The sequence below is a fragment of the Rhodanobacter fulvus Jip2 genome (assembly GCF_000264315.1).
GTDB classification, from domain to species: domain Bacteria; phylum Pseudomonadota; class Gammaproteobacteria; order Xanthomonadales; family Rhodanobacteraceae; genus Rhodanobacter; species Rhodanobacter fulvus.
The window spans coordinates 64,185-91,008 of record NZ_AJXU01000015.1 but is presented as its reverse complement, the minus strand read 5'-3'; the positions used below and the strand labels follow the sequence as shown (position 1 = coordinate 91,008).

Genomic DNA, 26,824 nt, shown 5'->3' with positions numbered 1-26,824 from the left:
CACTGCTGACGCCAGCTGTCAGCAGGCCCGATTTAAAATGGCCCGTCGCACCCACACATGTAGCCGATGACCGACCGCTTCCAACTCGTTGCTCCGTACCAGCCTTCAGGCGACCAGCCGCAGGCGATCGCACGCCTGGCCGAGGGTTTCGAGGCCGGCCTGGCGGCGCAGACCCTGCTGGGCGTCACCGGCTCGGGCAAGACCTACACCATCGCCAACGTGATCGAGAAGGTGCAGCGCCCCACCATCGTGATGGCGCCGAACAAGACCCTGGCGGCGCAGTTGTACGGGGAATTCAGGGAGTTTTTCCCGCACAACGCGGTGGAGTACTTCGTCAGCTATTACGACTATTACCAGCCGGAAGCGTACGTGGTGGCGTCCGATACCTTCATCGAGAAGGACGCTTCCATCAACGAGCACATCGAGCAGATGCGGTTGTCGGCGACCAAGGCGCTGCTGTCGCGGCGCGACTCGATCATCGTCGCCACGGTGTCGGCGATCTACGGCCTGGGCAATCCGGAGGACTACCTCAGCCTGCGGCTGATCCTGGCCAAGGGCGAGCGGATCGACCAGCGCAAGCTGATCCACCAGCTGACCGAATTGCAGTACACCCGCAACGAAATGGAACTGCGCCGCGGCACCTACCGCGTGCGTGGCGAGATCATCGACGTGTTTCCCGCCGAATCGGAAACCGAGGCGCTGCGCATCGAGCTGTTCGATGGCGAAGTGGAAAACATGGCGCTGTTCGATCCGCTCACCGGCGAGACGATCTGCAAGATTCCGCGCTACACCGTCTATCCCCGCACCCACTACGCCAGCACCCGCGAGAGCGTGCTCAACGCCACCGAAACGATCAAGACCGAGCTGAAGGACCGGCTGGAAGTGCTGTACCGCGACAACAAGCTGGTCGAGGCGCAGCGGCTGGACCAGCGCACCCGCTTCGACCTGGAGATGATGGTGGAGGTGGGCTACTGCCAGGGTATCGAGAACTACTCGCGCCATCTCACCCGTCGCCTGCCAGGCGAACCGCCGCCGACCCTGTTCGACTACCTGCCGCCCGACGGCATGCTGGTGGTGGACGAATCGCACGTCACCGTGCCGCAGCTGGGCGCCATGTACAAGGGCGACCGCTCGCGCAAGGAGACGCTGGTGGAGTTCGGTTTCCGGTTGCCCTCGGCGATGGACAACCGGCCGCTGAAGTTCGAGGAATGGGAACAGCGGGTGCCGCGCGCGATCTACGTCTCCGCCACCCCGCGCGACTACGAACTGCGGAAATCCGGCGACGCGGTGACTGAACTGGTGGTGCGCCCCACCGGCCTGGTCGATCCGGAAGTGGAAGTGCGCCCCGTGCGCACCCAGGTGGACGACTTGCTCAGCGAGGCGCACAAGCGCATCGCCATGGGCGATCGCGTGCTGGTCACCACGCTGACCAAGCGCATGGCCGAAAACCTCACCGAATACCTGGCCGAGCACGATATCAAGGTGCGTTACCTGCATTCGGACATCGAGACGGTCGAGCGCAGCGAGATCATTCGCGACCTGCGCCTGGGCGAGTTCGACGTGCTGGTCGGCATCAACCTGCTGCGCGAGGGCCTGGACATGCCCGAGGTCTCGCTGGTGGCGGTGCTGGATGCGGACAAGGAGGGTTTCCTGCGTTCCACCGGCTCGCTGATCCAGACCATCGGCCGCGCCGCCCGCAACGTGCGCGGCAAAGCCATCCTGTACGCCGACAACGTCACCCGCTCGATGCAGGCGGCGATGGACGAAACCGCCCGCCGCCGCGAAAAGCAGTTGGCCTGGAACCTGGAGCAGGGCATCGTGCCCACCACCATCGTGCGGCGCATCGCCGACATCATGGAAGGCGCGCGCAGCGACGCCGGCAATCGTCGCGGCAGCAAATCACGCGGCCGCGCCGTGGCCGAGCAGCCGGCCGACTACGCCAGCCTCAGCGCCTCGCAGGCCGCCAGCATGCTGAAAAAGCTGGAGTCGCAGATGTACAAGCACGCGCAGAACCTGGAGTTCGAGGACGCCGCCAAGCTGCGCGACCAGATTCACCAGTTGCGCGAGCAATCCCTGCGCTGATTTTTTGCTTCCCCCGCTTTGCGGGGGAAGCTGCCCGAAGGGCTGAAGGGGGCGCTTTCCGCCTTGGAAGCGCGATCAAAGGCGCCCCCATCCGCCTTCGGCACCTTCCCCCGCAAAGCGGGGGAAAGGAAACGTCCGGCTCCGCACCAAGCCGTCGAAGCGCCAGGCCCTCGGGGTTTTTACGGGCACCTGGCGGGGCTGCTTGCTCTCGGTACACGGGTTATTGTCGACCGCCCACCGCTACCGTATACTGCGCGGCTCGCACGGCATGCCGTGGCGAGACGGGCGGTTAGCTCAGCGGTAGAGCACTACCTTGACATGGTAGGGGTCACAAGTTCGATCCTTGTACCGCCCACCAATACCCCGAACGGCGCGGCCCCACAGGCCGCGCCGTTTTTGTTTGTCCACGGAGCGTTGTCATGACCTATCTGTTGATCAAGTCGCTGCACCTGCTGTTCGTGATCGCCTGGATGGCCACGGTGTTCTACCTGCCGCGGATCCTGGTGAACCTGGCCGAGACCGCCAACGAGCCAGCTGTGCAGGCGCGGCTGCAGCTGATGGGGCGGCGGCTGTACAAATTCGGCCACAACATGTTCGGCATGGCGTTCATCTTCGGCCTGGTCCTGTGGCAAGGCTGGCGGGTATTCCCGGCGAGCCTGCCGAACGTCACCGCGGGCATGCACTGGATCGACGCCAAGCTGACCCTGGTGGCCATCTTGCTGGCGTACTTCATCTGGGCCGGGCGGGCGCTGAAGCGCAAGGCCGCGGGCGGTAGCCTGCCGTCGTCGCGGGCGCTGCGCTGGATCAACGAGCTGCCGGTGCTGCTGCTGCTGGGCGTGATCTTCCTGGTGCTCGCCAAGCCGTTCTGATGCGATTTTGTAGGAGCGCACCCTGTGCGCGAATGCTCTTCGTCACGTAACGAAAAGCATCGCGCACAGGGTGCGCTCCTACAGATCGGCTTATTGCCCGTGGTATTGCCGGTACCACGCCACGAAGCGCGCCACGCCATCCTCGATCGAGGTGGCGGGCGCGTAGCCCACGTCGCGGCGCAAGGCCGATACGTCGGCCCAGGTATCGGCCACGTCGCCGGGTTGCATCGGCAACAGTCGCTTTTCCACCGTGCGGCCAAGGTTCTGCTCCAGCAACTCGATGAACCGCATCAGCTGCACTGGCTGGTCGTTGCCGATGTTGTAGACGCGGTAAGGCGCGCTCGACGTGGCGGGGTTGGGGTGTTCGGCGTCGTACGCGGGGTCGGGTTTGGCCGGGTGGTCGAGCGCGCGGATCACACCTTCCACGATGTCGTCGATATAGGTGAAATCGCGGCTGTGGTGGCCGTGGTTGAATACGTCGATCGGCTCGCCGCGGCTGATCCGATCGGCAAACAGGATCGGCGACATGTCCGGCCGGCCCCACGGACCATACACGGTGAAGAAGCGCAGGCCGGTGGTGGGAAGGCCGTATAGATGGCTGTACGTATGCGCCATCAGCTCGTTCGCCTTCTTGCTGGCGGCGTACAGGCTCACCGGGTGATCGACCGCGTCCTCCAGCGCGAACGGCATCTTGCGATTGGCGCCGTAGACCGAGCTGGATGACGCATAGACCAGGTGCCCGACCTTGCCATGGCGGCACGCTTCCAGGATGTTGACGAAGCCGACCAGGTTGCTTTGCACGTAGGCGCGCGGGTTCTGGATCGAATAGCGCACACCCGCCTGCGCCGCCAGGTTCACCACCCGCTGCGGCTGGAACGCGGCAAACGCCTGATCCACCGCGGCGGCATCGGCCAGGTCGGCGCGCTGGTGCGTGTAGTTCGGGTGATCGATGAAGCGCGCCAGCCGCGCCTCCTTCAACGCCGGGTCGTAGTAATCGTTGTGATTGTCGAAGCCATAGACCTCGTCACCACGATCCAGCAACCGTTGCGCCAGGGCGGCGCCGATGAAGCCGGCGGTGCCGGTAACCAGGATGCGCATGGAGGGGATCCGATGAGTGCAGGTCCGCTCATTCTACCGGCCGCTGCCCGCGCGGCGGGACGCATCGCCATGCGATCGCTCTACAATGTTTGCCCGCATGCGGCTCTTCAGGTGAATGCCATGATCGACAAGCTGCTCCAGCGTCGTCCGGTGCTTGCCTGCATGCTTGCGCTTGCCCTGGTGAGCGGCTGCACCGCGCCCTCCGGCGACCCGGCGGATACGTCGTTCAAATCCTCGCACGACATAAAGCTCGCCTATGTGGATTGGTCCAGCTGCTCCGCCGCCACCCACGTGGTCAAGGCCGTGCTGGAGCAACAGGGCTTTCGCGTGAAAGCCGTCCAGCTGACCGGAGCGGCGATGTATTCGGCGCTGGCGCAAGGCGACGCCGATGCCACCGTTTGCGCCTGGTTGCCCAGCACGCACGCGGCTTATTACGCGCGCGCCCAGGACCGGTTGATCAACCTGGGGCCGAACATGGCCGGTACCCGGATCGGCCTGGTGGTGCCTGATTACGTGTCGATCGACGCGATCGATCAGCTGGCCGCGCACGTCGATCAGTTTGGCCACCGCATCGTCGGCATCGATCCCGACGCCGGCGAAATGGGCATTGCACGCAAGGCGATCGAGACCTACAAGCTGCCGCTGAAACTCGTCGAAGGCACCGACGCCAGCATGGCTGCCGCGCTGGGGCGTGCGATCGACGAGCGGCAGTGGATCGTGGTGACCGGCTGGACGCCGCACTGGATGTGGGCGCGCTGGAAGCTGAAATATCTGGCCGACCCCAAGGGCAGTTTCGGCGGTGCCGAAGACATCGACACGCTGGTGCGCAAGGGTCTTCGGCACGACAAGCCCAAGGCCTACGCGATACTCGATGGCTTCCGCTGGACGTCGGCGCAGATGCAGCAGGTGATGGCGGCCGATCGGCAGCCGGGCGCCAATGCCGACGAAAATGCCCGCGCATGGGTGAAGGCGCACCCGGAACGGGTGTCCGACTGGATCAGCGGCGGCGTTGACACCCGAACGGGTGCGAAGTAACTTTTTGGTTCCTTCGCGCCTGCCGTGGTGGCCTGCGGGTAACTGCCGGTCGAGTGTGTGACATGGACACTAGCAACGTTTCCGATTGATCCCATCCTGCAAGGCAGAACCGAAGGGCGCGCTTTGCGCCCTTTTTCGTGGCTGCTTCCCGCCCGTTGCGGCCAGTGAGCACGCTTGCAGTCATACTTCGTTTTTCGATCCGCCACTGGGGCGGGTCATCAGGTGCCATCCATGATTGAGATCACGCTACCCGACGGCAGCAAGAAGCCGTTCGATCATCCCGTTACCGTGCAGGACGTGGCCGCCTCCATCGGCGCCGGCCTGGCCAAGGCCACGCTGGCCGGCAAGGTCGACGGCCAGCTGGTGGATGCCGGCTTCTCGATCGATCACGACGCCAGCCTGCAGATCGTGACCGACAAGAGCCCCGAAGCGCTGGAGATCCTGCGCCATTCCACCGCGCATCTGATGGGGCAGGCCGTGCAGCGACTGTTTCCCGGCGCGCAGGTGACGATCGGTCCGGTGATCGACAATGGCTTCTTCTACGATTTCGCCTACGAGCGGCCGTTCACGCCCGAGGATCTGCCGAAGATCGAGGCGGAGATGCACAAGATCGTGGCCGAGCAGTTGCCGGTGACGCGTACGGTGAAGTCGCGCGACGAGGCGGTGGCGTTCTTCCGTGGCCTGGGCGAGGAATACAAGGCCGAGATCATCGAGGGCATTCCCGCCAACGAGGATCTTTCGCTGTATTCGCAGGGCGAGTTCACCGACCTGTGCCGCGGCCCGCACGTACCCAACACCGGCAAGCTGCGCTCGTTCAAGCTGATGAAGGTGGCCGGCGCGTACTGGCGTGGCGATTCCAACAACGCCATGTTGACCCGCATCTACGGCACCGCGTGGCTGAACGACAAGGACCTGAAGGCGTACCTGTTCCAGCTGGAAGAGGCCGAGAAACGCGACCATCGCAAGATCGGCAAGCAGCTCGACCTGTTCCATCAACAGGAAGAGAGCCCGGGCATGGTGTTCTGGCACCCGAACGGCTGGGCGATCTGGCAACAGGTCGAGCAGTACATGCGCGGCGTGTACCGGAAGAGTGGTTACCAGGAAGTGCGTTGCCCGCAGGTGCTGGACGTGTCGCTGTGGAAGAAGTCCGGCCACTGGGACAATTACAAGGAGAACATGTTCTTCACCGAGTCGGAGAAGCACACGTTCGCCCTGAAGCCGATGAACTGCCCCGGCCATGTGCAGGTGTTCAATACCACCTTGCACAGCTACCGCGAGCTGCCGATCCGCTACGGCGAATTCGGTGGCTGCCATCGCAACGAGCCGTCCGGCGCGCTGCACGGGATCATGCGCGTACGCGCCTTCACCCAGGATGACGGCCACATCTTCTGCACGCCGGAACAGATCGAGCCGGAGGTCACCGCCTTCCACGCGCAGGCCATGCAGGTCTACGCCGATTTCGGTTTCGAGCACATCGACGTGGCACTGGCGCTGCGTCCGGAAAAGCGCATCGGCGATGACGACGTGTGGGATCGCGCCGAGGCCGCGCTGCGCAGCGCGCTGTCGGCCGCCGGGGTGAAATGGACGGAGTTGCCGGGCGAAGGCGCGTTCTACGGTCCGAAGATCGAATACCACATGAAGGATTCGATCGGCCGCGACTGGCAGGTCGGCACCATGCAGGTGGACTTCATGATGCCCGAGCGGTTGGGCGCCGAATACGTCGACGAGCACTCGCAGAAGCGGCATCCGGTGATGCTGCATCGGGCCATCGTGGGCTCGATGGAGCGCTTCATCGGTATCCTGATCGAGCATCACGCCGGCCTGCTGCCCGCGTGGCTGGCGCCGGTTCAGGCGGTGGCGTTCAGCATCACCGATGCGCAGGCCGATTACGCCGCGCAGGTGACGCAAACCCTTGTCGACAAAGGTTTCCGGGTACAATCGGATTTGCGCAACGAGAAAGTCGGCTATAAAATCCGCGAGCATACGATGCAGAAAGTGCCTTACCTCCTCGTGGTCGGTGATCGCGAGAAAGAGACGGGGACAGTTTCTGTGCGTACCCGTTCCGGCGAGGACCTGGGCAGCATGCCGCTGGCCGACTTCATCGAACGACTGGAGACCGAAACCCGGCGCTGAGCCCGAACGCTCAGATTCGGCGGTCTTTTTCATCACTTCTTCTGGAGGATCGTGGTATCGCAACCACCGACAACAAGGGCAATCGTCGTAACCTGGAAATCCGTGTGCCGCGGGTACGTGTCATCGGTGCCGAAGCGGAACAGCTCGGCATCCTGACCCGTGACGAAGCGCTGGCACTGGCGCAGGAAGCGGGCATGGACCTGGTCGAGATCCAGCCCAACGGCGATCCGCCGGTCTGCCGCATCATGGATTACGGCAAGTTCAAGTTCGAAGCCCAGAAGAAGGCGCAGGCCGCCAAGAAGAAGCAGAAGCAGGTCGAGATCAAGGAAGTGAAGTTCCGCCCCGTCACCGACGTGGGCGACTACCAGATCAAGCTGCGCAACATGCTGCGGTTCCTCGAGGAAGGCGACAAGGTCAAGGTCACCATCCGTTTCCGCGGTCGCGAGATGTCGCACCAGGACCTGGGCCAGAACCTGGCCCGCAAGATCCAGGAAGACATCGGCGACAACGGCCAGGTGGAGTCCTATCCGCGCCTGGAAGGCCGCCAGATGGTCATGATGATCGGGCCGAAGAAGAAATAAATCGCGCGGCGAGGCCTTGGTGTCTTGCAGGTGCGACTTTGTGGGAGCGGCTTCAGCCGCGATGCTCTTGCTTTGGAGGTTCCAGAGCAAAGGCATCGCGACTGAAGTCGCTCCTACTGGTATCGGGGCTTTGAACTCCGTATAATCGCCGGTTCGACCCGCCTGGATGGGTCGTGCACCGATCGTGGCAGGACGGAAAGCGCAACCTGCGGTTGCCGCCAGATCAGTCAGAAACGGGGTTTTTCCCCACCCAAGGAGCAGTTTCATGCCCAAGATCAAGACCAACCGGGCGGCGGCGAAGCGTTTTCGCAAGACCGCGTCGGGCAAAATCAAGTGCGGTCACGCTTACCGGTCACACATCCTGACCAAGAAGTCGACCAAGTTGAAGCGCGGCCTGCGTGCCAAGAATCACCTGAAGGCGTGTGACGCCCCGGGTGTCGCCCGCATGTTGCCGTACTGAAGACGAGGAGATAAACCATGGCTCGTGTAAAGCGTGGCGTTACCGCCCGTCGTCGTCACAAGAAAATCATCGGCCGCGCCAAGGGCTACTACAACGCCCGTCGCAAGGTCTTCCGCGTTGCCAACCAGGCCGTCATCAAGGCCGGTCAGTACGCGTACATCGGCCGCAAGCAGCGCAAGCGCCAGTTCCGTGCGCTTTGGATCGTCCGCATCAACGCCGCTGCGCGCATGTTCGGTCTGTCCTACAGCCGCCTGATCAATGGCCTGACCAAGGCCGGGATCGAGGTTGACCGCAAGGTACTGGCCGATATCGCCGTGCACGACATCAAGGCGTTTGAAGTGATCGCCGAGAAGGCCAAGGCCAGTCTGGCCGCTTGATCGTCGGACGCCTCTGCGTCAGCGCGATATGATGTAAAGCAAGCGGGGAGGAGGCTTTGGTCTCCTCCCCGTTTTTTTTTGGCGGGGAATGGAGAATGGGGAATAGGGAATGGCAAGAGCGCGGGTGCGCAGCTGTTCCGATTCCCGATTCCCGATTCCCGATTCCCATGGACAAACCGGAATCGCATCGATGGATGATCTGGAAAGCCGCGCCAAGCAGGCGCTGGCCGATATCGGCAACGCCGCCACGCTCGACGCGCTCGACGCGCTGCGCGTGGGCCTGCTGGGCAAGAGCGGCATCGTCACCGCCGCGCTGAAGTCGCTGGGCGCGCTGGCGCCGGATGAGCGCAAGGCGCGCGGCGCCGAGGTCAACACCGTCAAGCAGGCCCTGGCCGACGCGCTGGCCGCACGCAAACAGCAGCTGGAGCAGGTGGAACTTGACCGCCGCCTGGCCTCCGAGAAGCTGGACATCAGCCTGCCCGGGCGTGACGGCGAGCGCGGTGGCCTCCATCCGATCACCCGTGCGCTGGAGCGCATCGCCTCCATCTTCGCGCGGCTGGGCTACCAGCGCGCCGACGGCCCCGAGATCGAAGACGACTGGCACAACTTCGAGGCGCTGAATTTTCCGCCGCACCATCCGGCGCGCGCCATGCACGACACGTTCTATTTCGGCGACGGCAGCCTGTTGCGCACGCACACCTCGCCGGTGCAGATCCGCGCGATGGCCGGCCGCCAGCCGCCCATCCGCATCATCGCGCCAGGCAAGGTCTACCGCAGCGATTCGGACCAGACCCACTCGCCGATGTTCCACCAGATCGAGGGTCTGCTGGTCGACGAAACTTCCAGCATGGCCGATCTCAAGGGCACGCTGACGGAATTCCTGCGCGCGTTCTTCGAGCGCGATTTCGAGATGATGTTCAAACCCACCTATTTCCCCTTCGTGGAGCCCGGCGCGGACGTGATCATCCGCTGGGAGCAGGAGGACGGATCGAGCCGCTGGCTGGAGGTACTCGGCTGCGGCATGGTGCATCCCAACGTGCTTAAGAATGTGGGCATCGATCCGGAACGCTACACCGGCTTCGCCTTCGGCATGGGCGTCGAGCGCCTCGCCATGCTGCGTTATGGGGTGAAGGACTTGCGGGCGTTCTTCGAGAACGACCTGCGTTTCCTGAAACAGTTTGCTTAAACGGGAATGGGGAATGGGGAATAGGGAATCGTAAAAGCGGCCGCGGTGCCATGGCTTTTGCTCTTTCCATTCTCGATTCCCCATTCCCCATTCCCGAGCCCGAACAATGAATTTTTCCGAGAACTGGTTGCGTGAACTGGTCGAGATCGACGCCGATCGCGATACCCTGGTTCGCGCGCTGACGATGGCCGGCCTGGAGGTCGAGGACGTCACTCCCCTGGGCGAGTGCCTTGAGCACGTCGTTGTGGCGCAGATCGTCGCCGCCGAGAGGCACCCGCAGGCCGATCGCCTGCAGATTTGCCAGGTGGACGCGGGCCTGGGCCAGCCGTTGCAGATCGTGTGTGGCGCGCCGAATGCCCGCATCGGCATCAAGGTTCCGTTGGCGATCGTGGGTGCGAAGCTGCCCAACGGTGTGGCGATAAAGGCGGCGAAACTGCGTGGCGTCGAGTCCAACGGCATGCTTTGCTCGGCCAAAGAGCTGGCGATCGATGCTGACGCGTCCGGCCTGCTGGAATTGCCGTCCGTTGCGCCGGTGGGGCAGCCGTTGGCCACCTATCTGGGCTTGCCCGATGCCAGCATCGAACTCAGCCTCACGCCCAATCGTGCCGATTGCCTCAGCCTGCACGGCCTGGCCTACGATGTGGCGGCGCTGTTCGGCAGCGCCGTGAAGCTTCCCGCTGCGGTGGCGGTTGCCGTCAGCTCCGACGCACGCCGCGGGATTCGGCTGGAGGCGGGCAAGGATGCGCCGCGTTACCTGGGGCGCGTCGTGGAGGGCATCGATCCTTCCGCACGCACGCCGCTGTGGATGGCCGAGCGGCTGCGGCGCGCCCACCTGCGACCGATCAGTGCGGTGGTCGACATCACCAACTACGTGATGCTGGAACTGGGCCAGCCGATGCATGCGTTCGACAACGACGCGTTGCATGGCGACATCGTGGTGCGCCATTCGCGTTCGGGCGAGACGCTGAAGCTGCTTGATGGCAGTGACGCCCGTCTCGACGAGGGCTTTGTGCTCATCACCGACGAGCAGCAGGTGCTGGCCGTGGCCGGCGTCATGGGTGGCCACGAATCGCGTGCCACCGAAACGACTCGCAACGTCTTTCTGGAGTCGGCCCACTTCGCGCCGGCCGCGATCATGGGGCGCGCACGCAAGTTGGGCCTGCATACCGAGGCCTCGCATCGGTTCGAGCGCGGCGTCGATCCCGAGTTGCCGCGTCGCGCACTGGAGCGTGCCACCGAATTGCTTCTGGCAATCGCCGGTGGCAAGGCGGGTCCGATCCTGGTGGCGGAAAATATCGCCGACCTGCCGCGACCCGCTCCGGTGGCGCTGCGCCGCGCACGGCTGAAACGCGTGCTCGGGGTGGATGTGGACGATAGCGAAGTGACGCGCATCTTCACCGCGTTGGGGATGCAGGTCACCATCCATCCCGATGGCTGGCAGGTCGTTGCGCCGAGCAGTCGCTTCGACATCGAGCGGGAGGAAGACCTGATCGAGGAGGTGGCGCGCATCTTCGGCTACGACAACATCCCCACGCTGCGCCCCAGCGGTGCGCTTGCGCTGGCGGTCGAGCCGGAAACGCGTATCGGCGAGCTGGCCTTGCGCGAGCAGTTGGCGGCGCGCGGTTATCACGAGGCGATCAATCTGTCGTTCCTGTCGCTGGAACTGCTGACTCGCTGGGGTTTTACCGACGAGCTGGTTTCATTGGCCAATCCGCTTTCGGCCGACCTGGCGGTGATGCAACCTTCGCTGCTGCCCGGCCTGATCGAAGCCCTGCGCCACAACCGGGCGCGCCAGCAGGAGCGGGTGCGATTGTTCGAGGTGGCCCGCGTTTTCGCGGCGGGCGATCCGCCGCGGGAAACGCCGAGCCTCGCCATCGTCGCCTGCGGCAACGCTCGCGCCGAGCAGTGGGGCGAGCCGTCGCGCGCGCTGGATTTCCACGACCTCAAGGGTGATCTCGATGCCCTGATCGCCTGGGGTGGCGAGCCGGCGCGGTGGTCTGTCGACGCCACCAGCCTGCCGGCCTGGTTGCACCCGGGTCGCGGTGCTCGGGTCATGCGCGATGGCAAGACGGTGGGTTACCTTGGCGCGTTGCATCCGCAGCTGGCCAAGGCGCTGGATCTGGGCGCCGACGTGCATGTGATGGAGTTGGCATTGGAGCCGTTGCTGGCGCGTCGCCTGCCGTTGGCGCGGGCGGTCCCGCGGTTCCCCACGGTGCGCCGCGACATCGCCCTGGATCTGCCTGAGGAAGTGCGTTGGTCGCAGGTCGAGGAAGCGGTTCGGCAAGCCTTGGGCGAGCGCCTGCAGGAACTGCGTCTGTTCGACCGCTACAGCGGAAAAGGTGTCGAGCAAGGCCGAAAAAGCCTCGCTATGGGCTTGATTTTACAGGACGCTTCACGCACGCTTACTGATGACGACGCGGACCGTTGCATACGAGAAGCGGTAGCTGCGTTGGAGCAAACATGCAAGGCAAAGTTGCGAGGATGAGATGGCGCTGACCAAGGCGGAGATGGCCGAGCGGCTTTTCCTCGACGTAGGCCTGAACAAACGTGAGGCCAAGGAATTCGTGGACGCCTATTTCGAGGTAGTCCGCGAAGCTCTGGAGAAAGGGGAGCAGGTGAAGCTGTCGGGTTTCGGCAATTTCGATCTGCGGCTCAAGAACCAGCGACCGGGACGCAACCCGAAAACCGGTGAGGAGATTCCCATCTCCGCCCGGCGCGTGGTGACGTTCCGCCCGGGACAAAAGCTCAAGGTGAGAGTCGAGAGTTATGCTGGATCAGGGGAATAACACCGAGCTGCCCGCCATTCCGGCGAAGCGCTATTTCACCATCGGTGAAGTGGGCGAGCTTTGCGGAGTGAAGCCGCACGTGCTGCGCTATTGGGAGCAGGAGTTTCCTGCGCTCAATCCGGTCAAGCGGCGTGGCAACCGACGCTATTACCAGCGTCATGACGTGTTGATGATCCGTCAGATCCGCTCGCTGCTGTATGAGGAAGGCTTCACCATCACCGGTGCCCGCGCCCGGCTGGAAGGCCCGCAGGCGCGCATGGAGGCCAGCATTTCGCACCAGATCGTGCGTCAGGTGCGGATGGAGCTGGAAGAAGTGCTGACGCTGCTGCGTCGTTGAAATTACGGCTACCGGGGACACCCCTGTAGCTGTTAGAATCCCGGTTCTGTCGGGGCGTAGCGCAGCCTGGTAGCGCACTACGCTGGGGGTGTAGTGGTCGCGAGTTCGAATCTCGCCGCCCCGACCAATATCGAAAACGACAACGGCACCTGCGGGTGCCGTTGTCGTTTCTGCGTGTCCGATGGCTTGGGCTCCTGTAGGAGCGGCTTCAGCCGCGATGCTCTTCTGGTATCGAAACTTCCAGGGCAAGAGCATCGCGGCTGAAGCCGCTCCCACAAGGTTTGCCGGTAGCGCGCCTCAGTACAGGATGCGGGTGCGCAGCGTGCCCGGAATGGCGGCCAGTTTCGCCTTCAGCTCGTTCGCCTTCGCCTCCTCGGCGGAAACGTCGATCACCACGTAACCCACCTTGGCATCGGTTTGCAGGAACTGCGCGTTGATGTTGACGTTCTCGCCCGAGAACACCTCGTTGATGCGCGACAGGATGCCCGGCACGTTCTGGTGGATGTGCAGCAGGCGGCGGCTTTGCGGATGTTCCGGCAGGCTCACCTCGGGGAAGTTCACGGCCGACAGCGTGGAGCCGTTGTCGCTGTAGCGGATCAGCTTGCTGGAAACCTCGACGCCGATGTTGTCCTGCGCCTCCAGCGTGCTGCCGCCGATGTGCGGGGTGAGGATAACGTTGTCCAGGCCGACCAGCGGCGACACGAACGCCTCGCCGTTGCCCTTGGGCTCGACCGGGAACACGTCGACGGCGGCGCCGGACAGATGGCCGCTCTTCAGCGACTCGGCCAGCGCCTCGATGTCGACCACGCTGCCGCGCGACGCATTGATCAGCATGGAGCCCTTGCGCATCTTTTCCAGCTGCTCGTGACCGAACATCATCTTGGTGGCGGGCGTTTCCGGCACGTGCAACGTGACCACGTCGGAGCGCTCCAGCAGCTCGTCCAGGCTCGCCACGGCATGGGCATTGCCCATCGCCAGCTTCGCTTCGATGTCGTAGAACAGCACCCGCATGCCGAGGCCTTCGGCGAGCACGCCGGTCTGCGTGCCGATGTGGCCGTAGCCGATGATACCCAGCACCTTGTCACGCGCTTCGTAGCTGCCCACCGCCGACTTGTCCCAGCCGCCGACGTGGCACTGGGCGTTCTTGTGCGGGATGCCGCGCAACAACATGATGGCTTCGGCCACCACCAGTTCGGCGACGCTGCGGGTGTTGGAATAAGGCGCGTTGAAAACCGGGATGCCCAGCTTGCTCGCCTCGACCAGATCCACCTGGTTGGTGCCGATGCAGAAGCAGCCCACCGCCATCAGCCGCTTGGCGTGCGAAAGCACGTCGGCGGTCAGCTGGGTGCGCGAGCGCAGGCCGATGATGTGCGCGTCGGCGATGCGTTCCTTCAGCTCGGCTTCGGGCAGGGATTTCGCATGCAGCTCGATCTGGCTGTAGCCTGCGCGGCGGAAATTATCGACCGCGGTGGCACTGAGGCCTTCCAGCAACAGCACCTTGATATCTTCTTTCGGGAACGAGGTTTGCATGAGAGCCCTTGGGGTAAATGGACGTCTATACTATGCCACGAATTTGTCCTTTTGTCGCAGCGCAGCACTGGACAGCCACAACCCGGGCTGCCACGCTTCCGCTGACCACCTGGAATCTTGATGACCGATCTTCGCCTCGCCGGGCTCGCCGCCCGCCTGCCCGGACTGCGCCTGCTGTCGACGCCGGCAGAACTCGAATACTACGGACGTGACTGGACCCGCCGCTGGACGCCGGCACCGCTGGCCATCGCGTTGCCCGCCAACATCGACGAAGTGCAGGCGATCGTGCGCTGGGCCAACGAGGAGCGCGTGGCGATCGTGCCGTCGGGCGGGCGCACCGGACTTTCCGGCGGCGCGGTGGCCGCCAACGGCGAGTTGGTGCTGAGTCTGGAGCGCATGAACCAGGTGCTGGATTTCAACGCCGTGGACCGCACGCTCACCGTGCAGCCGGGCGTGATCCTGCAGAAGGTGCATGAGGCCGCGCAGGAACATGATCTGATCTACCCGGTGGATTTCGCCGCGCGCGGCTCGTGCTCCATCGGCGGCAACATTTCCACCAATGCCGGCGGCATCCGGGTGATCCGCTACGGCAATACGCGCGAGTGGATCGCCGGCCTCAAGGTCGTCGCGGGCAATGGCGAGTTGCTCGACCTCAACCGGGGCCTGATCAAGAACTCCAGCGGCTACGATTTTCGCCAGTTGCTGATCGGTTCCGAAGGCACACTGGGCATCGTGGTGGAAGCCACCCTGAAACTTGCCGAGCCGCCGCCGCCGTCGCAGGTGATGCTGCTGGCGTTGCCGGACATGGATGCCCTGATGCAGGTGTTTGCGCTGTTCCGCCAGCGTTTGAGTCTGCAGGCGTTCGAGTTCTTCACGGACATCGCGTTGAACCACGTGCTGGCCCATGGTGCGCAACGGGCGATCGATGGCGATTACCCGTATTACGTGGTCACCGAATTCGATGCGGCCGACGAAGTGGCGCAGGAAACGGCGCTGGCAGCGTTCGAGCACGCCATGGAGCAGGGCTGGGTCAGCGACGGCGCAATCGCGCAAAGCGAGAGCCAGGCGGCCGCCTTGTGGCGCCTGCGCGAGGGCATCACCGAGAGCCTGGCGCCGCACAAGCCGTACAAGAACGATGTATCGGTACGCATCAGCGCCGTGCCGGCTTTCCTGCACGAAATGCAGGATCTGCTGGGGCGCGAATATCCGGACATCGAAGTGGTGTGGTTTGGCCACATCGGTGACGGCAACCTGCACATCAACGTGTTGCGCCCCGAGGGTCTGGCCGAGGATGCGTTCATCGCGCAGTGCGAGCACGTCACCAAGCTGCTGGCCGAAACGCTGCACCGCCATGGTGGCAGCATCTCGGCCGAGCACGGCATCGGCCTGGTCAAGCGTGCCTACCTGGAAAGCACCCGCAGTGCGGCGGAAATCGCCTTGATGCGCGGGGTACGCCAGGTGTTCGACCCGAATGGCATCCTCAATCCCGGCAAGGTGATGACCGCCGACTGAGCGCCACTGTCTACGGCGCGCTGAGTCCTGGGATGGTAGCCTGCGGGGCTTCATCGCCTCAGGAGTTGCCATGTCACCGGAACGCCGTTCGCTGTACCCCGAGATCGAGCCGTTCGATCGCGGGATGCTCAAGGTGTCCGACCTGCACACGCTGTATTACGAGCAGTGTGGCAACCCGCACGGGAAGCCGGTGGTGTTTCTGCACGGCGGCCCCGGCGGTGGCACCAATCCCAAATGCCGGCGTTTCTTCGACCCGGCGGTCTACCGCATCGTGTTGTTCGACCAGCGCGGTTGCGGCAAGTCCACCCCGCATGCGGAGCTGAGCGGCAATACCACGTGGGATCTGGTGGCCGATATCGAACGCGTGCGCGCCCATCTGGGCATCGACCGCTGGCAGGTGTTTGGCGGTTCGTGGGGTTCCACGCTGGCGCTGGCCTACGCCCAGACGCATCCGGAGAAGGTCACCGAGCTGGTCTTGCGCGGCATCTTCATGCTGCGTCGGCAGGAGCTGGAGTGGTTCTACCAGCACGGCTGCAACGCGCTCTATCCGGATGCGTGGGAAACCTACCTCAACGCCATTCCCGAAGTGGAACGCGGCGACCTGATGAGCGCCTACCATCGCCGCCTGACCAGTGCCGATGCCGCCACGCGTGTCGCCGCGGCGCGCGCCTGGTCGGTGTGGGAGGGCGCCACCAGTTTCCTGTGGCAGGACGCCACCCACATCCAGTCCAGCGCCGAGGACGAATTCGCGCTCGCGTTCGCCCGTATCGAATGCCATTACTTCGTGAACGGCGGCTTCTTCGAACACGACGACCAGCTGCTGCGCAACGTGGACCGCATCCGCCACATTCCCGCCGTGATCGTGCAGGGCCGCTACGACGTGGTCTGCCCGCTGCGCAGCGCGTGGGATCTGCATCGCGCATGGCCGGAAGCGGACCTGCGCATCGTGCAGGATGCCGGTCATTCCGCGTTCGAGCCGGGCAATCTGCATGAGCTGATCGAAGCGACGGATCGTTTTGGGTGAAGCCGGGATTCGGGATTCGGGATTCGCAGGATCAAAAGCGCCAGCGCAAGCAGCGGAGTTGCGCGAGCGATTCGCTTTTGACTTTGCGAATCCCGAATCCCGAATCACGGCATCTTGGTGCCAAAGATCTTGTCGCCCGCATCGCCCAGACCCGGCAGGATATAGCCCTGCTCATTGAGCCGCTCGTCGACCGAGGCGGTGTAGATCTCGATGTCCGGATGAGCCGCCTCGATGCGCGCGAGGCCCTCCGGCGCGGCGACCAGGAACAGGCCCTTGATCCGCGTGCAGCCGGCGGCTTTCAGCATGTCGACGGCGGCGATCAGGGTGCCGGCGGTGGCCAGCATGGGATCGACGATCAACGCGATGCGCTGGTCCATGCGGCCGCTGAGTTTTTCGTAGTAGGCCACCGGTTGCAGGGTGGCTTCATCGCGCTGCACGCCGACCACGCTGACCTTGGCCGAGGGGATCATGTCGAGCACGCCGGGCAGCATGCCGAGGCCTGCGCGCAGGATCGGCACGATGGTGATCTTCTTGCCCTTGATGCGATGCACCTGCAGTGGCCCGGCCCAGCCTTGGATGGTTTCCTCGGCGGTTTCCAGATCCTTGGTGGCTTCGTAAGTGAGCAGCGCGGCCACTTCGGTGGCCAGCTCACGGAAATCCTTGGTGCTGACGCCTGCGCGGCGCATCAGGCCCAGCTTGTGCTGGATCAGCGGATGCCGGACTTCAACAATCTTCATGGTGGGGTGCCGTTTTGCGCGGCATTCGAGCTTAACCAAGCGGCCCCGCGCATGCACCTGCGCGGGGCCGTGGTTGTTCATTCAGTGCGCGGTCGGTGCGGCTTTCTTCTTCAGGCAGGAGCTCATGAACGCCTTGCGTTCGTCGCCTTTCTTGCCGGTCGCGCGCTTGTTGCAATCGGCCATGCGCTGCTGTTGCGCGGTGCGGTGCTTGACCGGCGGCGCTTCGGTTTTGGGGGCTGCGGCGAGAGTGCTGCCGGCGAACGCCAGTGCCGCGCTGGCGGCCAGTACACGCAATGAGATCGACATCCTTGAATCCTCCTTGTGACCGGCGGATGCCGGCCACTGCGAGTCTGATTCGAAGAAGATGCCATGGCCGTGGGAAAAGCCTGATGGCGACGCCGTATTCCGCAGCGTCGCCTTGTCGCCCGTCGCCGCGCCGGCGGCTCAGGCGGCCTTGTCCCCGGCGATGCGCGGCCCTTCCAGCAAGGCCTTGCGCACGCTGGCCACCACCAGATCGACCTCGGCGCTGGTGACCTTGAAATGCGGGGTGAAGCGCAGGGAATTGACGCCGCCGTGGATCACGCCCACGCCGTGTTCGCGCAGGTATTCCTCGATCGAGCCGGCGCCGTAGCATTTGTATTGCGGCGCCAGCTCGCAGGAAAACAGCAGGCCGGTGCCTTGTACCTTGGTGATCAGGCCGCCCAGCTCGTCCTTCAGTGCGTTGAGCTTGTCCACGAATTCGCGGCCGCGGGTGCGGATGTTCTCACGCACGTCATCGGTCAGCTGATCGAGCGTGGCCAACGCCACGTCGAGCGCGCGCGGGTTGGCGGTCATGGTGTTGCCGTAGGTGCCCTTGCGGTAGAGCGCCGCGGTGCGCTCGCTCACCGCCAGCACCGACAACGGGTATTGGCCGGCGTTGAGGGCCTTGGAGAATGTCTCCATGTCCGGCGGCGGCAGCTCCTCGAAGCCGGGGTAGGCGGTGATCGACAGCACGCCGTGGGCGCGCAGGCCGGCCTGGATGGAGTCGATCAGCAACAGGCTGCCGTGTGCCTCGGTCAATGCGCGCGCGGCCTTGTAGAACGCGGGCGTGACCGCGCGGCCGGGGTCGCCTTCGCCCATCACCGGTTCGAGGAACATCGCCTCGATGAACCAGCCGTGCCGGTCCGCTTCGGCAAATACCTTTTCCAGTTGCTCCACGTCGTACGGCGCCACGGTGAGCACGCTGTCCTCGTGGCGATAACTGGCGAGGTTCTGCTGGTAGGCCTTGCGGCTGGAATCGGAATACAGCGCCGGCCGGTCAGTGCGGCCGTGAAAGGCGCCTTTCACCGCCACCCGCTTGATCGTGCGCCCGGCGTGGCGCGCGCCGGCATCGGTCATCAGCTTGGCGTTGACGTCGGCAATGCGGCAGGCCAGCGTCACCGACTCGGAGCCGGAATTGAGGCACAGATAGCGCGCATACGGATTGCCACCGCGGCGACGGCCCAGCTCGTCATCCATGGCCTGCGTGAAGCGCCATTGCGACACGCTGGGCGACATCACGTTGGCCATCACCTGCGGGCGCGCCAGCGCCGCCAGGATCGCGGGGTGGTTGTGACCGAAACCCAGCATGCCGTAGCCACCGTTGTCGTGCAGCACAGCGCCTTTCAGGGTCACCACCCACGGCCCGCGCGCGGCAGCCGGGAGATACGGGTTGATGGCGTCGTCCGGGTAGAAGTTGACGAATCCGGCCTGCGCCCGGGTCAGCTGAACGTCCTCGTCCAGCTTCAGGAAATCGGCCATGTCGGTGCGCAGCTCGCGATGGCGCGCCACCGCTTCGGCGACGGCTTCGGCCAGCGCGGGATCGTTAGCCGCCATGCGCTCGATGCTGGCGTCATCCAGGCCGGTGGTCCGCGGCTTGCCGCCGAATTCGCGCAGTTCACGCAACTGATCGATCACGCCCATCTGACTACTCCGTCGATCCACCGGCCGTCGGTTGCCCGGAGTGGCCAGTGGGTGAATACGTATCGGGAAGGGATACGCGGTAACCGGCATTTCCGAGCTTGTTTTTCTGCGTCAGCAGCCAGGTTTCGCGGGGAAAAACCGACATTGTTCCAGGCAGGATAACGTGCGCCGCAGGCGCCCGGTACCCCCGCATGACGTCTGTCACAGGTGATGGCTGACGCCGTCAACTGCCTGAAAATTCTTGTGCCGTGCACGATAAATCACCCTCACGGAGATCCTCATGGACCTTGCCTCACGCCCCGTTGCACGCCTTGCGGGCGCCACCCGGCGCTACGGACAGCAGACCGCGCTGGATGCCGTGGATCTCGTGGTGCAGCGCGGCGAATTACTGGCCTTGCTCGGTCCCAACGGGGCCGGAAAGACCACCGCCATCGGTTTGCTGCTGGGGCTGGCGCGGGCCGATGCGGGCACCGTCGAGCTGTTCGGGATGGATCCGCAGCGGATCGAGGCACGCCGGCGCATCGGCGTGATGCTGCAGAGCGCCGAATTGCCGCCGACCCTGCGCGTGGGCGAACTGCTGCGGCTGACCGCCAGCTATTACCCCGTGCCGCGCCGCCTGGAGGAAACCGCCGCCATGGCCGGCATCGGCGACCTGCTGAAGCGCCCCTACGCGAAGCTCTCCGGCGGCCAGCAACGACGCGTGCAATTCGCGCTGGCGGTGTGTGGCCGGCCCGAGCTGCTGTTTCTGGACGAGCCCACGGTGGGCATGGATATCGAGGCGCGCCAGAAGCTGTGGGCAGCAATCCGCCAGCTGATCGCCGAAGGTTGCTCCGTGCTGTTGACCACGCACTACCTGGAGGAGGCCGAGGCGCTGGCCGACCGCGTTTGCGTGATGACGCGCGGTCGGGTGATCCACGAAGGCACGGTCGAGGCCTTGCGGGCGCGGGTGGCGCTGCGGCGCATTCGCTGTGCAAGCACGTTGCCGATCGACGCCTTGCGTGCCTGGCCGGAAATCACCGACGTGCAGCGGGACAACGAACGCCTGCACATCACGGCCGCCGATGCGGAAGCGGTGGTGCGGCGCCTGCTGGCGGCCGACCCTGACCTGCGCGAACTGGAGGTGCAGCGTGCCGGCCTGGCCGAGGCCTTCACCGAACTGACCCGGGATGACGCCGAAACATCCGCCAACCAACGCGAGGCCGCCTGAATGGAAACCGCCATGTCTGCCCATGTTCCTGCCATGCCGCGTCGCCGCGTCCTCGGCGCGTATCTCGAAGAAGCGCGCAGCGAGTGCCTGCGTTACATGCGCGCGCCCGGTTTCATGCTGCCGATCATGCTGTTTCCGGCGATGTTCTATCTGCTGTTCGGCGTGCTGATGGCGAAAGCGGGCGGCGCCGATGCGGCGCGCTACCTGCTGGCCAGCTACGGCGTGTTCGGCGTGATGAGTCCGGGCCTGTTCGGCTTCGGCGTGTCGCTGGCGCTGGAGCGCGACGGCGGCCTGCTCACCTTCAAGCGCGCGTTGCCGATGCCGCCGGGCGCGTATCTGCTGGGCAAGATGCTGATGGCGATGGCCGCCGCGGCGGTGGTCATCCTGCTGTTGCTGGCGATGGCGCTATCGCTGGGGCACGTGACGTTGAGCGTGGCCCAGGCCGCGGCGTTGCTGCTCACCGGCGTGCTGGGCGTACTGCCGTTCTGCGCACTGGGCATGTTCGTGGGCACGCTGATCAAGGGACAGGGCGCGCCGGGCATGCTGCAACTGATCTATCTGCCGATGTCGTTCATGTCCGGCCTGTGGTTTCCGTTGCCGATGCTGCCGACGTTTCTGCAGCAGGTCGCGCCGGTGTGGCCCGCCTATCACCTGGACAGGCTGGCGCTGGCGTCGGTGGGGATGAACGACGAGCCGCTGGCGGGCCATCTGGTGGTGCTGTTGGGTGTCACCGCGGGCTTCACGCTGCTAGCGGCGCGGCGCCTGCGCCGGCACGGTTGAAGTAGCATGGCGAGGCTCGAACGCTCGGCGAGGGAAGCGGCATGAATCGACGCATCGCGGCATTTTTTCTGCCGGCACCGGACTCGCTGGCCGGGGCTGCCTTTCGGCACGGCAAATCGCCGTGGGTGCATGCCGTGCACCTGCTCTGGTCGTTCTGGTTGTTTGTCACGCCGCTGTGGAGCAGCGAGGGTTGGAACACGCGCTGGCTGGTCTGCACTCTGGTCAGCTACCCGGTGTTTCTTCTGCTGTATTACAAGAGCGTGGTGGCGCCCCGCTCGACGGCGCGCGGCTATGCGCTGGCGATGGTGCTGCTGAGCATGGTGCTGGTGCCCTGGTATCCCAGTGGCCTGACCTATTTCGTCTATGGCTGCGTGATGCTGCGCGTCTGCCGCATGCGGTTCTATTCGTACCTGGCGTGGTTGACCGTACTCAACGCGACCCTGCTGCTGGAAACGTGGCTGCTGCAGTATCCGTGGCAGGCCATATTCACCATCCCGGTGACCTCGTTCATCGTCGGTATCGTGATCAACGCGGAGCGCGCGAACGAAGAGAAGGATGCCCAGCTGCAGCTCTCTCACGACGAAGTGCGCCGGCTGGCCGCGACCGCCGAGCGCGAGCGCATCGGTCGGGATCTGCACGATCTGCTGGGCCACACGCTGTCGCTGATCACCTTGAAGCTGGAACTGTCGCGCAAACTGTTCGATCGCGATAGCGAAGCGGCTCGGCGCGAGATCGAGGACGCCGAGAAAGTCGCGCGTCACGCCCTGGCGGAAGTGCGCAGTGCGGTGACCGGCATCCGCACGGCCGATCTCGCCGCCGAACTGGCATCGGCGCGGCTGCTGCTGGCGTCCTCCATGGTGCACCTGGATTACGGCTCGCCACCGGCATTGCCCGGCGAGATCGAGCGCGGCCTGTCGCTGGTGCTGCGCGAGGCGGCCACCAATATCGCGCGTCACGCCGCGGCCAGTCGCGCGCGGATCGAGTGGGTGCACGAACACGCCCGCATGTGCATGCAGGTCAGCGACAACGGGCGCGGCGGCATCGACGGCGACGGCAATGGCTTGAGCGGCATGCGCGAACGGGTGCGGGCGCTGGGTGGCACGTTGACGATCGACTCGCCGCGAGGCCGGGGCACGTGCCTGAAGGTGATCGTGCCGGTGCCCACACTGCGCCTGGTGGAGACATCGTCCGCGTTTACCGACGCGACGCCACGAGACCACGCCGCCACCGCTTCGGAGCAACCGGCCGCATGAGAATTCCCTGCTTGTCGAGCACGAACACCTCCATCGCCCCACGCCACGCAAGCTGCTGCGGAGTCGCGGCATGATCCGCATCCTGCTGGCCGAGGATCAGGCGATGGTGCGCGGCGCGCTGTCGGCCCTGCTGGGGCTGGAATCGGACATCGAGGTGCTGGCATCGGCGGCCGATGGCGAAACCGCCTGGCGCGAGCTGCAGCGGCTGAAACCCGATCTGCTGGTCACCGATATCGAGATGCCCGGCCTGACCGGGCTGGAACTGGCGCAGCGCATCCAGCGCCATGAGCTGCCGATCAAGGTGGTCATCGTCACCACCTTCGCGCGCCCCGGCTTCCTGCGCCGCGCGCTGGATGCGGGCGTATCGGGCTATTTGCTGAAGGATGCGCCGGCGGAAAACCTGGCCGAGGCGCTGCGCACCGTGCACCGCGGTGGCCGCGCGATCGATCCGCAACTGGCGCTGGAAGCGTGGTCGGAGGCCGACCCGTTGAACGACCGCGAACGCCAGGTGTTGCGCCTGGCCGGCGAAGGCCAGGCCGCGGGCGACATCGCCACGCAGCTGAATCTGTCGCACGGCACCGTGCGCAATTACCTGTCCGAGGCGATCGGCAAGCTGGGCGTCAGCAACCGCATCGAGGCCTATCGGCTGGCGCGGCAAAAGGGCTGGCTTTGACGCTGGCGCCGGGACGTATTGGCGCGCGGGCGTGCCGGCGGGCGTCCGCTGCGGGATAATGCTCCGTTCCCCGCCACGAGCGGGTGCCGCACGAGTCCCCAGTGAAGAAGTCCGATTTCGATTTTGAGTTGCCGCCCGAGCTGATCGCGCAGGCGCCGTTGGCCGAGCGCTCCGCCAGCCGTCTGCTGTTGCTGGATGCCGCCGCGCCCGCGCTGCAGGACCGCATGTTTCGCGAGTTGCCGCAGATGTTGCGGCCCGGCGATCTGCTGGTGTTCAACGACACGCGCGTACTGCCGGCGCGTCTGTTCGGCCACAAGAGCACCGGCGGCGCGGTGGAGATATTGATCGAACGCGTCACCGGTGCGCACGAGGCCACGGTGCAACTGGGCGTCAGCAAGAAGCCGAAGGTGGGCGGGCGCATCGAGCTGGCCGATGGCAGCCAGGCGGTGGTGCTGGGGCGCGACGAGGGTTTCTTCCACCTGCGTTTCGAGGCGCCCGAGCCGCTGGAAAAGCTGCTGCTCAAACTGGGTGAAATGCCGCTGCCGCCGTACATCGCGCGGCATCCCGACGCCAGCGACCTGGAGCGCTACCAGACCGTCTACGCGCGCGAGCCCGGCGCCGTGGCGGCGCCCACGGCGGGCCTGCATTTCGACCAGGCCACGCTGGACGCGCTGCGCGAGCGCGGCGTTGATACCGGCTACATCACGCTGCACGTGGGCGCCGGCACGTTCCAGCCGGTGCGCGCGGAAAACCTCGAAGACCATCACATGCACCGTGAGTGGCTCAACGTGGGCGCGCATCTGATCGAGCAGATCCGCCGCACCCGCGCCGCCGGCGGGCGGGTGATCGCGGTGGGCACCACGGTGGTGCGCGCGCTGGAAAGCGCCAGCAAGGATGGCCAACTGCATCCGTTCGCGGGCGAGACGCAGATCTTCATCTTCCCCGGCTACACATTCACCAGCATCGATGGCCTGCTGACCAACTTCCACCTGCCGCAGTCCACCTTGCTGATGCTGGTATCGGCGCTGGCCGGGCGCGAGGCGATCCTGGATGCGTATCGCCACGCGGTGGCGGAGCGCTACCGGTTTTTCTCCTATGGCGACGCGATGCTGATCCTGCCGCGCCCGGCAGGCGGCTGATCAGGCCGGGAACGCCTGGTCCAGCCAGGCCGGCACCGGGATGGCTTTTTCGCGCAGGAACGGCGGGTTGAACAGCTTGGCCTGATAACGCGTGCCGGCGTCGGCCAGGATGGTGACGATGGTGTGGCCCGGGCCCAGCTCGCGTGCCAGCCGGATCGCGCCGGCCAGGTTGACGCCGCTGGAGCCGCCGGCGCACAGGCCTTCCTCGTGCAGCAGGCGATGCACCAGGGGTACCGATTCGTCATCGGGGATCGACCAGGCCAGGTCGATCGGCGCGTCGGCGAAGTTGGCCGTGATGCGGCTGGAGCCGATGCCCTCGCTGATGGAATTGCCGCTGGCCAGCAGCTCACCCGTATTGATGTAATGCGCCAGCGCCGAGCCGGCCGGATCGGCCAGCGCAATGCGCACGGCCGCGTTGCGCGCCTTGAGCGCGCGGCCCACGCCGGCCAGCGTGCCGCCGGTGCCGGCGGCGCAGACGAAGCCGTCGATCTTGCCCGCCGTGTCCTCCCAGATTTCCACGCCGGTGGTGGCCTCGTGGTAATCGCGGTTGGCGGTGTTGTCGAACTGGTTGGCGAACCACGCGCTGCCGGGCCTGGCGGCGTTCAGCGCCTCGGCATGGGCGCGGGCGTGGTGCGCGTAATGGTTGGGGTTGCTGTACGGCACGGCGGGCACCAGCCGCACGTCGGCGCCCGAGACGCGCAAGGTATCGATCTTCTCGCGGCTCTGCGTCTCCGGCATGAAGATCACCGTGCGATAGCCGCGGCTGGCGCCGATCAGGGTCAGGCCGATACCGGTATTGCCCGCGGTGCCTTCCACGATGATGCCGCCGGGCAGCAGTTCGCCGCGTTGTTCGGCGTCGAGAATCAGTCCCAGCGCGGTGCGGTCCTTGATCGAGCCGCCGGGGTTGAGCAGCTCGGCCTTGGCCAGGATGTGGCAGCCGGTCAGTTCGGAGGCGTGGCGCAGGCGTACCAGCGGGGTGTGTCCCACGCTGGCGGAAAGGTCGGGACTAATGCTCATGAGCGGTGTGGCCGTGGACGAAAGTTTTCATTGTGATGCATATCAACGACGGTGCCCCCACCCGCAGGGCGGATGGAGGCACGGGTATCACGCAGCGATCGCGCTCAGGCGGCCGGCGGCGGCACCAGGCGCAGGTACGACTTCAGGGTCTTCCAGCCGTTCGGGTAGATCGCCTTGGCCTCTTCGTCGGACACCGACGGGGCGATGATCACGTCCTCGCCAGCCTTCCAGTCGACCGGGGTGGTCAGCTTGCGGCCGTCGGTGAGCTGCAGCGAATCGAGGATGCGCAGCACTTCGTCGATGTTGCGGCCGGCACTGGCCGGGTAGGTCAGCACGGTGCGCACTTTCTTTTTCGGGTCGATGAAGAAGATCGAGCGCACGGTGGCGGTGGAATCGGCCTTCGGGTGGATCATGCCGTACAGGCCGGCGACCTTGCGCTCCTGGTCGGCCAGCAGCGGGTAGTTCAGCGCGGTGCCGCCGACGTCCTGGATGTCCTTGGCCCAGCCGTGATGATCGTCCACGGAGTCGACCGACAGGCCGATCAGCTTGGTGTTGCGGGCGTCGAACTCGCCCTTGCGACGGGCGAACGCGCCCAGCTCGGTGGTGCAGACCGGAGTGAAATCCTTCGGATGGGAGAAGAACACCACCCAGTTGTCGCCCGCGTAATCGTAGAAGTTGGTCGACCCGGCGGTGGAGTCGATGGTGAAGTCGGGGGCGGTGTCGCCAAGCTGAAGGCTCATGGGAAGGTTCTCCGGTAGTTGGTGCCAACGAGCATGCTTCCGTGACGCGCCGAAGGCTAATGGCATGTTCGAATAAACATATATGCGTTTAGATGTTTAGACGGCTATTGACAGCACCCTATAAAGCATTTAGTGTGCGCTTCACTCATCGAGACCGGCGGAGGGACAGGCCCTTGGATGCCGGGGCAACCTGCGAGGATGTATTTCGCGACGGTGCCAACTCCTGCGGAGGTGCCGGATCGGCATCAACCGGTAGATGGGCGTCATGCGTAACCGGCGATTCCGCCTGTTGCGCCGGGCGGCCCTTCCGGTCTTCGCAAGACGATG

The 26,824-nt window shown here is 65.1% G+C and carries 25 protein-coding genes, 2 tRNA genes and 1 riboswitch; of the genes, 20 read left to right on the top strand and 7 right to left on the bottom strand.

Annotation, left to right across the window (positions count from 1 at the left end):
- Window positions 1-66 precede the first annotated feature (66 nt).
- The 3 genes from uvrB (at window position 67) to UU9_RS03440 (ending at window position 2,951) form a co-directional block, all read left to right on the top strand.
- Entirely contained in the window at window positions 67-2,082 is a 2,016-nt protein-coding gene (gene uvrB / locus UU9_RS03450; RefSeq protein WP_007080327.1) for an excinuclease ABC subunit UvrB, read from the top strand.
- Between the two features lie 283 nt (window positions 2,083-2,365).
- Window positions 2,366-2,440 (top strand) — tRNA-Val (locus UU9_RS03445).
- Between the two features lie 61 nt (window positions 2,441-2,501).
- The gene (locus UU9_RS03440; RefSeq protein ID WP_007080326.1) at window positions 2,502-2,951 is read left to right on the top strand and encodes a CopD family protein; all 450 of its coding nucleotides are present in this window, start codon (window positions 2,502-2,504) and stop codon (window positions 2,949-2,951) included.
- Window positions 2,952-3,041: 90 nt separating this feature from the next.
- Here the strand turns inward: UU9_RS03440 and UU9_RS03435 are convergent, their stop codons facing one another.
- Complete coding sequence (locus UU9_RS03435) at window positions 3,042-4,049, bottom strand: NAD-dependent epimerase (protein WP_007080325.1); 1,008 nt, start codon at window positions 4,047-4,049, stop codon at window positions 3,042-3,044.
- Between the two features lie 120 nt (window positions 4,050-4,169).
- On the opposite strand from UU9_RS03435, the gene UU9_RS03430 reads away from it, so the two are divergent.
- The 10 genes from UU9_RS03430 (at window position 4,170) to UU9_RS03385 (ending at window position 13,071) form a co-directional block, all read left to right on the top strand.
- Entirely contained in the window at window positions 4,170-5,084 is a 915-nt protein-coding gene (locus UU9_RS03430) for a glycine betaine ABC transporter substrate-binding protein (RefSeq protein WP_007080324.1), read from the top strand.
- Between the two features lie 231 nt (window positions 5,085-5,315).
- Complete coding sequence (thrS, locus tag UU9_RS03425; protein ID WP_007080323.1) at window positions 5,316-7,217, top strand: threonine--tRNA ligase; 1,902 nt, start codon at window positions 5,316-5,318, stop codon at window positions 7,215-7,217.
- A gap of 56 nt (window positions 7,218-7,273) precedes the next feature.
- On the top strand, window positions 7,274-7,798 hold the full coding sequence (infC, locus tag UU9_RS03420; protein WP_377342163.1) for a translation initiation factor IF-3: 525 nt from the start codon (window positions 7,274-7,276) through the stop codon (window positions 7,796-7,798).
- 265 nt (window positions 7,799-8,063) lie between these two features.
- Window positions 8,064-8,258, top strand: coding sequence for a 50S ribosomal protein L35 (gene rpmI / locus UU9_RS03415; protein WP_007080321.1), 195 nt, complete (start codon window positions 8,064-8,066; stop codon window positions 8,256-8,258).
- Between the two features lie 17 nt (window positions 8,259-8,275).
- Window positions 8,276-8,635 (top strand): 50S ribosomal protein L20, encoded by a 360-nt coding sequence (gene rplT, locus UU9_RS03410; protein ID WP_007080320.1) that lies wholly within the window; start codon window positions 8,276-8,278, stop codon window positions 8,633-8,635.
- 190 nt (window positions 8,636-8,825) lie between these two features.
- On the top strand, window positions 8,826-9,821 hold the full coding sequence (pheS, locus tag UU9_RS03405) for a phenylalanine--tRNA ligase subunit alpha (protein ID WP_007080319.1): 996 nt from the start codon (window positions 8,826-8,828) through the stop codon (window positions 9,819-9,821).
- Between the two features lie 106 nt (window positions 9,822-9,927).
- Window positions 9,928-12,306: a phenylalanine--tRNA ligase subunit beta gene (gene pheT / locus UU9_RS03400; protein ID WP_007080318.1), complete on the top strand. Its 2,379-nt coding sequence runs from the start codon at window positions 9,928-9,930 to the stop codon at window positions 12,304-12,306.
- A gap of 1 nt (window position 12,307) precedes the next feature.
- Window positions 12,308-12,607 carry an integration host factor subunit alpha gene (gene ihfA / locus UU9_RS03395; protein ID WP_007080317.1) on the top strand — a complete coding sequence of 100 codons (300 nt, stop codon included), beginning with the start codon at window positions 12,308-12,310 and terminating at the stop codon, window positions 12,605-12,607.
- Entirely contained in the window at window positions 12,588-12,944 is a 357-nt protein-coding gene (locus tag UU9_RS03390; protein WP_007080316.1) for a MerR family transcriptional regulator, read from the top strand. Before ihfA ends, UU9_RS03390 begins: the two co-directional genes overlap by 20 nt.
- Window positions 12,945-12,994: 50 nt before the next feature.
- Window positions 12,995-13,071 (top strand) — tRNA-Pro (locus UU9_RS03385).
- 170 nt (window positions 13,072-13,241) lie between these two features.
- On the opposite strand, the gene serA is transcribed toward UU9_RS03385, so the two are convergent.
- On the bottom strand, window positions 13,242-14,474 hold the full coding sequence (gene serA / locus UU9_RS03380) for a phosphoglycerate dehydrogenase (RefSeq protein ID WP_007080315.1): 1,233 nt from the start codon (window positions 14,472-14,474) through the stop codon (window positions 13,242-13,244).
- Window positions 14,475-14,594: 120 nt separating this feature from the next.
- On the opposite strand from serA, the gene UU9_RS03375 reads away from it, so the two are divergent.
- Window positions 14,595-15,986 (top strand): FAD-binding oxidoreductase, encoded by a 1,392-nt coding sequence (locus UU9_RS03375; protein ID WP_007080314.1) that lies wholly within the window; start codon window positions 14,595-14,597, stop codon window positions 15,984-15,986.
- A gap of 70 nt (window positions 15,987-16,056) precedes the next feature.
- The gene (gene pip / locus UU9_RS03370) at window positions 16,057-17,010 is read left to right on the top strand and encodes a prolyl aminopeptidase (protein ID WP_007080313.1); all 954 of its coding nucleotides are present in this window, start codon (window positions 16,057-16,059) and stop codon (window positions 17,008-17,010) included.
- A gap of 104 nt (window positions 17,011-17,114) precedes the next feature.
- Here the strand turns inward: pip and upp are convergent, their stop codons facing one another.
- The 3 genes from upp to UU9_RS03355 form a co-directional block, all read right to left on the bottom strand.
- Window positions 17,115-17,747, bottom strand: a complete 633-nt coding sequence (upp, locus tag UU9_RS03365; RefSeq protein ID WP_007080312.1) for a uracil phosphoribosyltransferase — start codon at window positions 17,745-17,747, stop codon at window positions 17,115-17,117.
- Window positions 17,748-17,828: 81 nt separating this feature from the next.
- Window positions 17,829-18,053: a PsiF family protein gene (locus UU9_RS03360; protein ID WP_007080311.1), complete on the bottom strand. Its 225-nt coding sequence runs from the start codon at window positions 18,051-18,053 to the stop codon at window positions 17,829-17,831.
- A gap of 138 nt (window positions 18,054-18,191) precedes the next feature.
- Window positions 18,192-19,688 carry an aminotransferase class III-fold pyridoxal phosphate-dependent enzyme gene (locus UU9_RS03355; protein WP_007080310.1) on the bottom strand — a complete coding sequence of 499 codons (1,497 nt, stop codon included), beginning with the start codon at window positions 19,686-19,688 and terminating at the stop codon, window positions 18,192-18,194.
- A 280-nt stretch (window positions 19,689-19,968) separates the two neighbouring features.
- On the opposite strand from UU9_RS03355, the gene UU9_RS03350 reads away from it, so the two are divergent.
- The 5 genes from UU9_RS03350 to queA all read left to right on the top strand — a co-directional run bounded on the left by UU9_RS03350 (window position 19,969) and on the right by queA (window position 24,740).
- Window positions 19,969-20,895 carry an ABC transporter ATP-binding protein gene (locus tag UU9_RS03350; protein ID WP_007080309.1) on the top strand — a complete coding sequence of 309 codons (927 nt, stop codon included), beginning with the start codon at window positions 19,969-19,971 and terminating at the stop codon, window positions 20,893-20,895.
- Complete coding sequence (locus UU9_RS03345) at window positions 20,896-21,675, top strand: ABC transporter permease (protein WP_007080308.1); 780 nt, start codon at window positions 20,896-20,898, stop codon at window positions 21,673-21,675.
- Between the two features lie 41 nt (window positions 21,676-21,716).
- Complete coding sequence (locus UU9_RS03340) at window positions 21,717-22,928, top strand: sensor histidine kinase (protein WP_007080307.1); 1,212 nt, start codon at window positions 21,717-21,719, stop codon at window positions 22,926-22,928.
- Between the two features lie 70 nt (window positions 22,929-22,998).
- Window positions 22,999-23,601, top strand: a complete 603-nt coding sequence (locus UU9_RS03335) for a response regulator transcription factor (RefSeq protein ID WP_007080306.1) — start codon at window positions 22,999-23,001, stop codon at window positions 23,599-23,601.
- 101 nt (window positions 23,602-23,702) lie between these two features.
- Window positions 23,703-24,740, top strand: coding sequence for a tRNA preQ1(34) S-adenosylmethionine ribosyltransferase-isomerase QueA (gene queA / locus UU9_RS03330; protein ID WP_007080305.1), 1,038 nt, complete (start codon window positions 23,703-23,705; stop codon window positions 24,738-24,740).
- Here queA and UU9_RS03325 read toward each other — a convergent pair whose 3' ends face one another.
- Both UU9_RS03325 and UU9_RS03320 read right to left on the bottom strand, forming a co-directional pair.
- Entirely contained in the window at window positions 24,741-25,757 is a 1,017-nt protein-coding gene (locus UU9_RS03325) for a cysteine synthase A (RefSeq protein ID WP_040670139.1), read from the bottom strand.
- 104 nt (window positions 25,758-25,861) lie between these two features.
- Window positions 25,862-26,497, bottom strand: a complete 636-nt coding sequence (locus tag UU9_RS03320; RefSeq protein WP_007080303.1) for a peroxiredoxin — start codon at window positions 26,495-26,497, stop codon at window positions 25,862-25,864.
- A gap of 142 nt (window positions 26,498-26,639) precedes the next feature.
- A riboswitch (SAM riboswitch) is annotated at window positions 26,640-26,760 on the top strand.
- Window positions 26,761-26,824 lie beyond the last annotated feature (64 nt).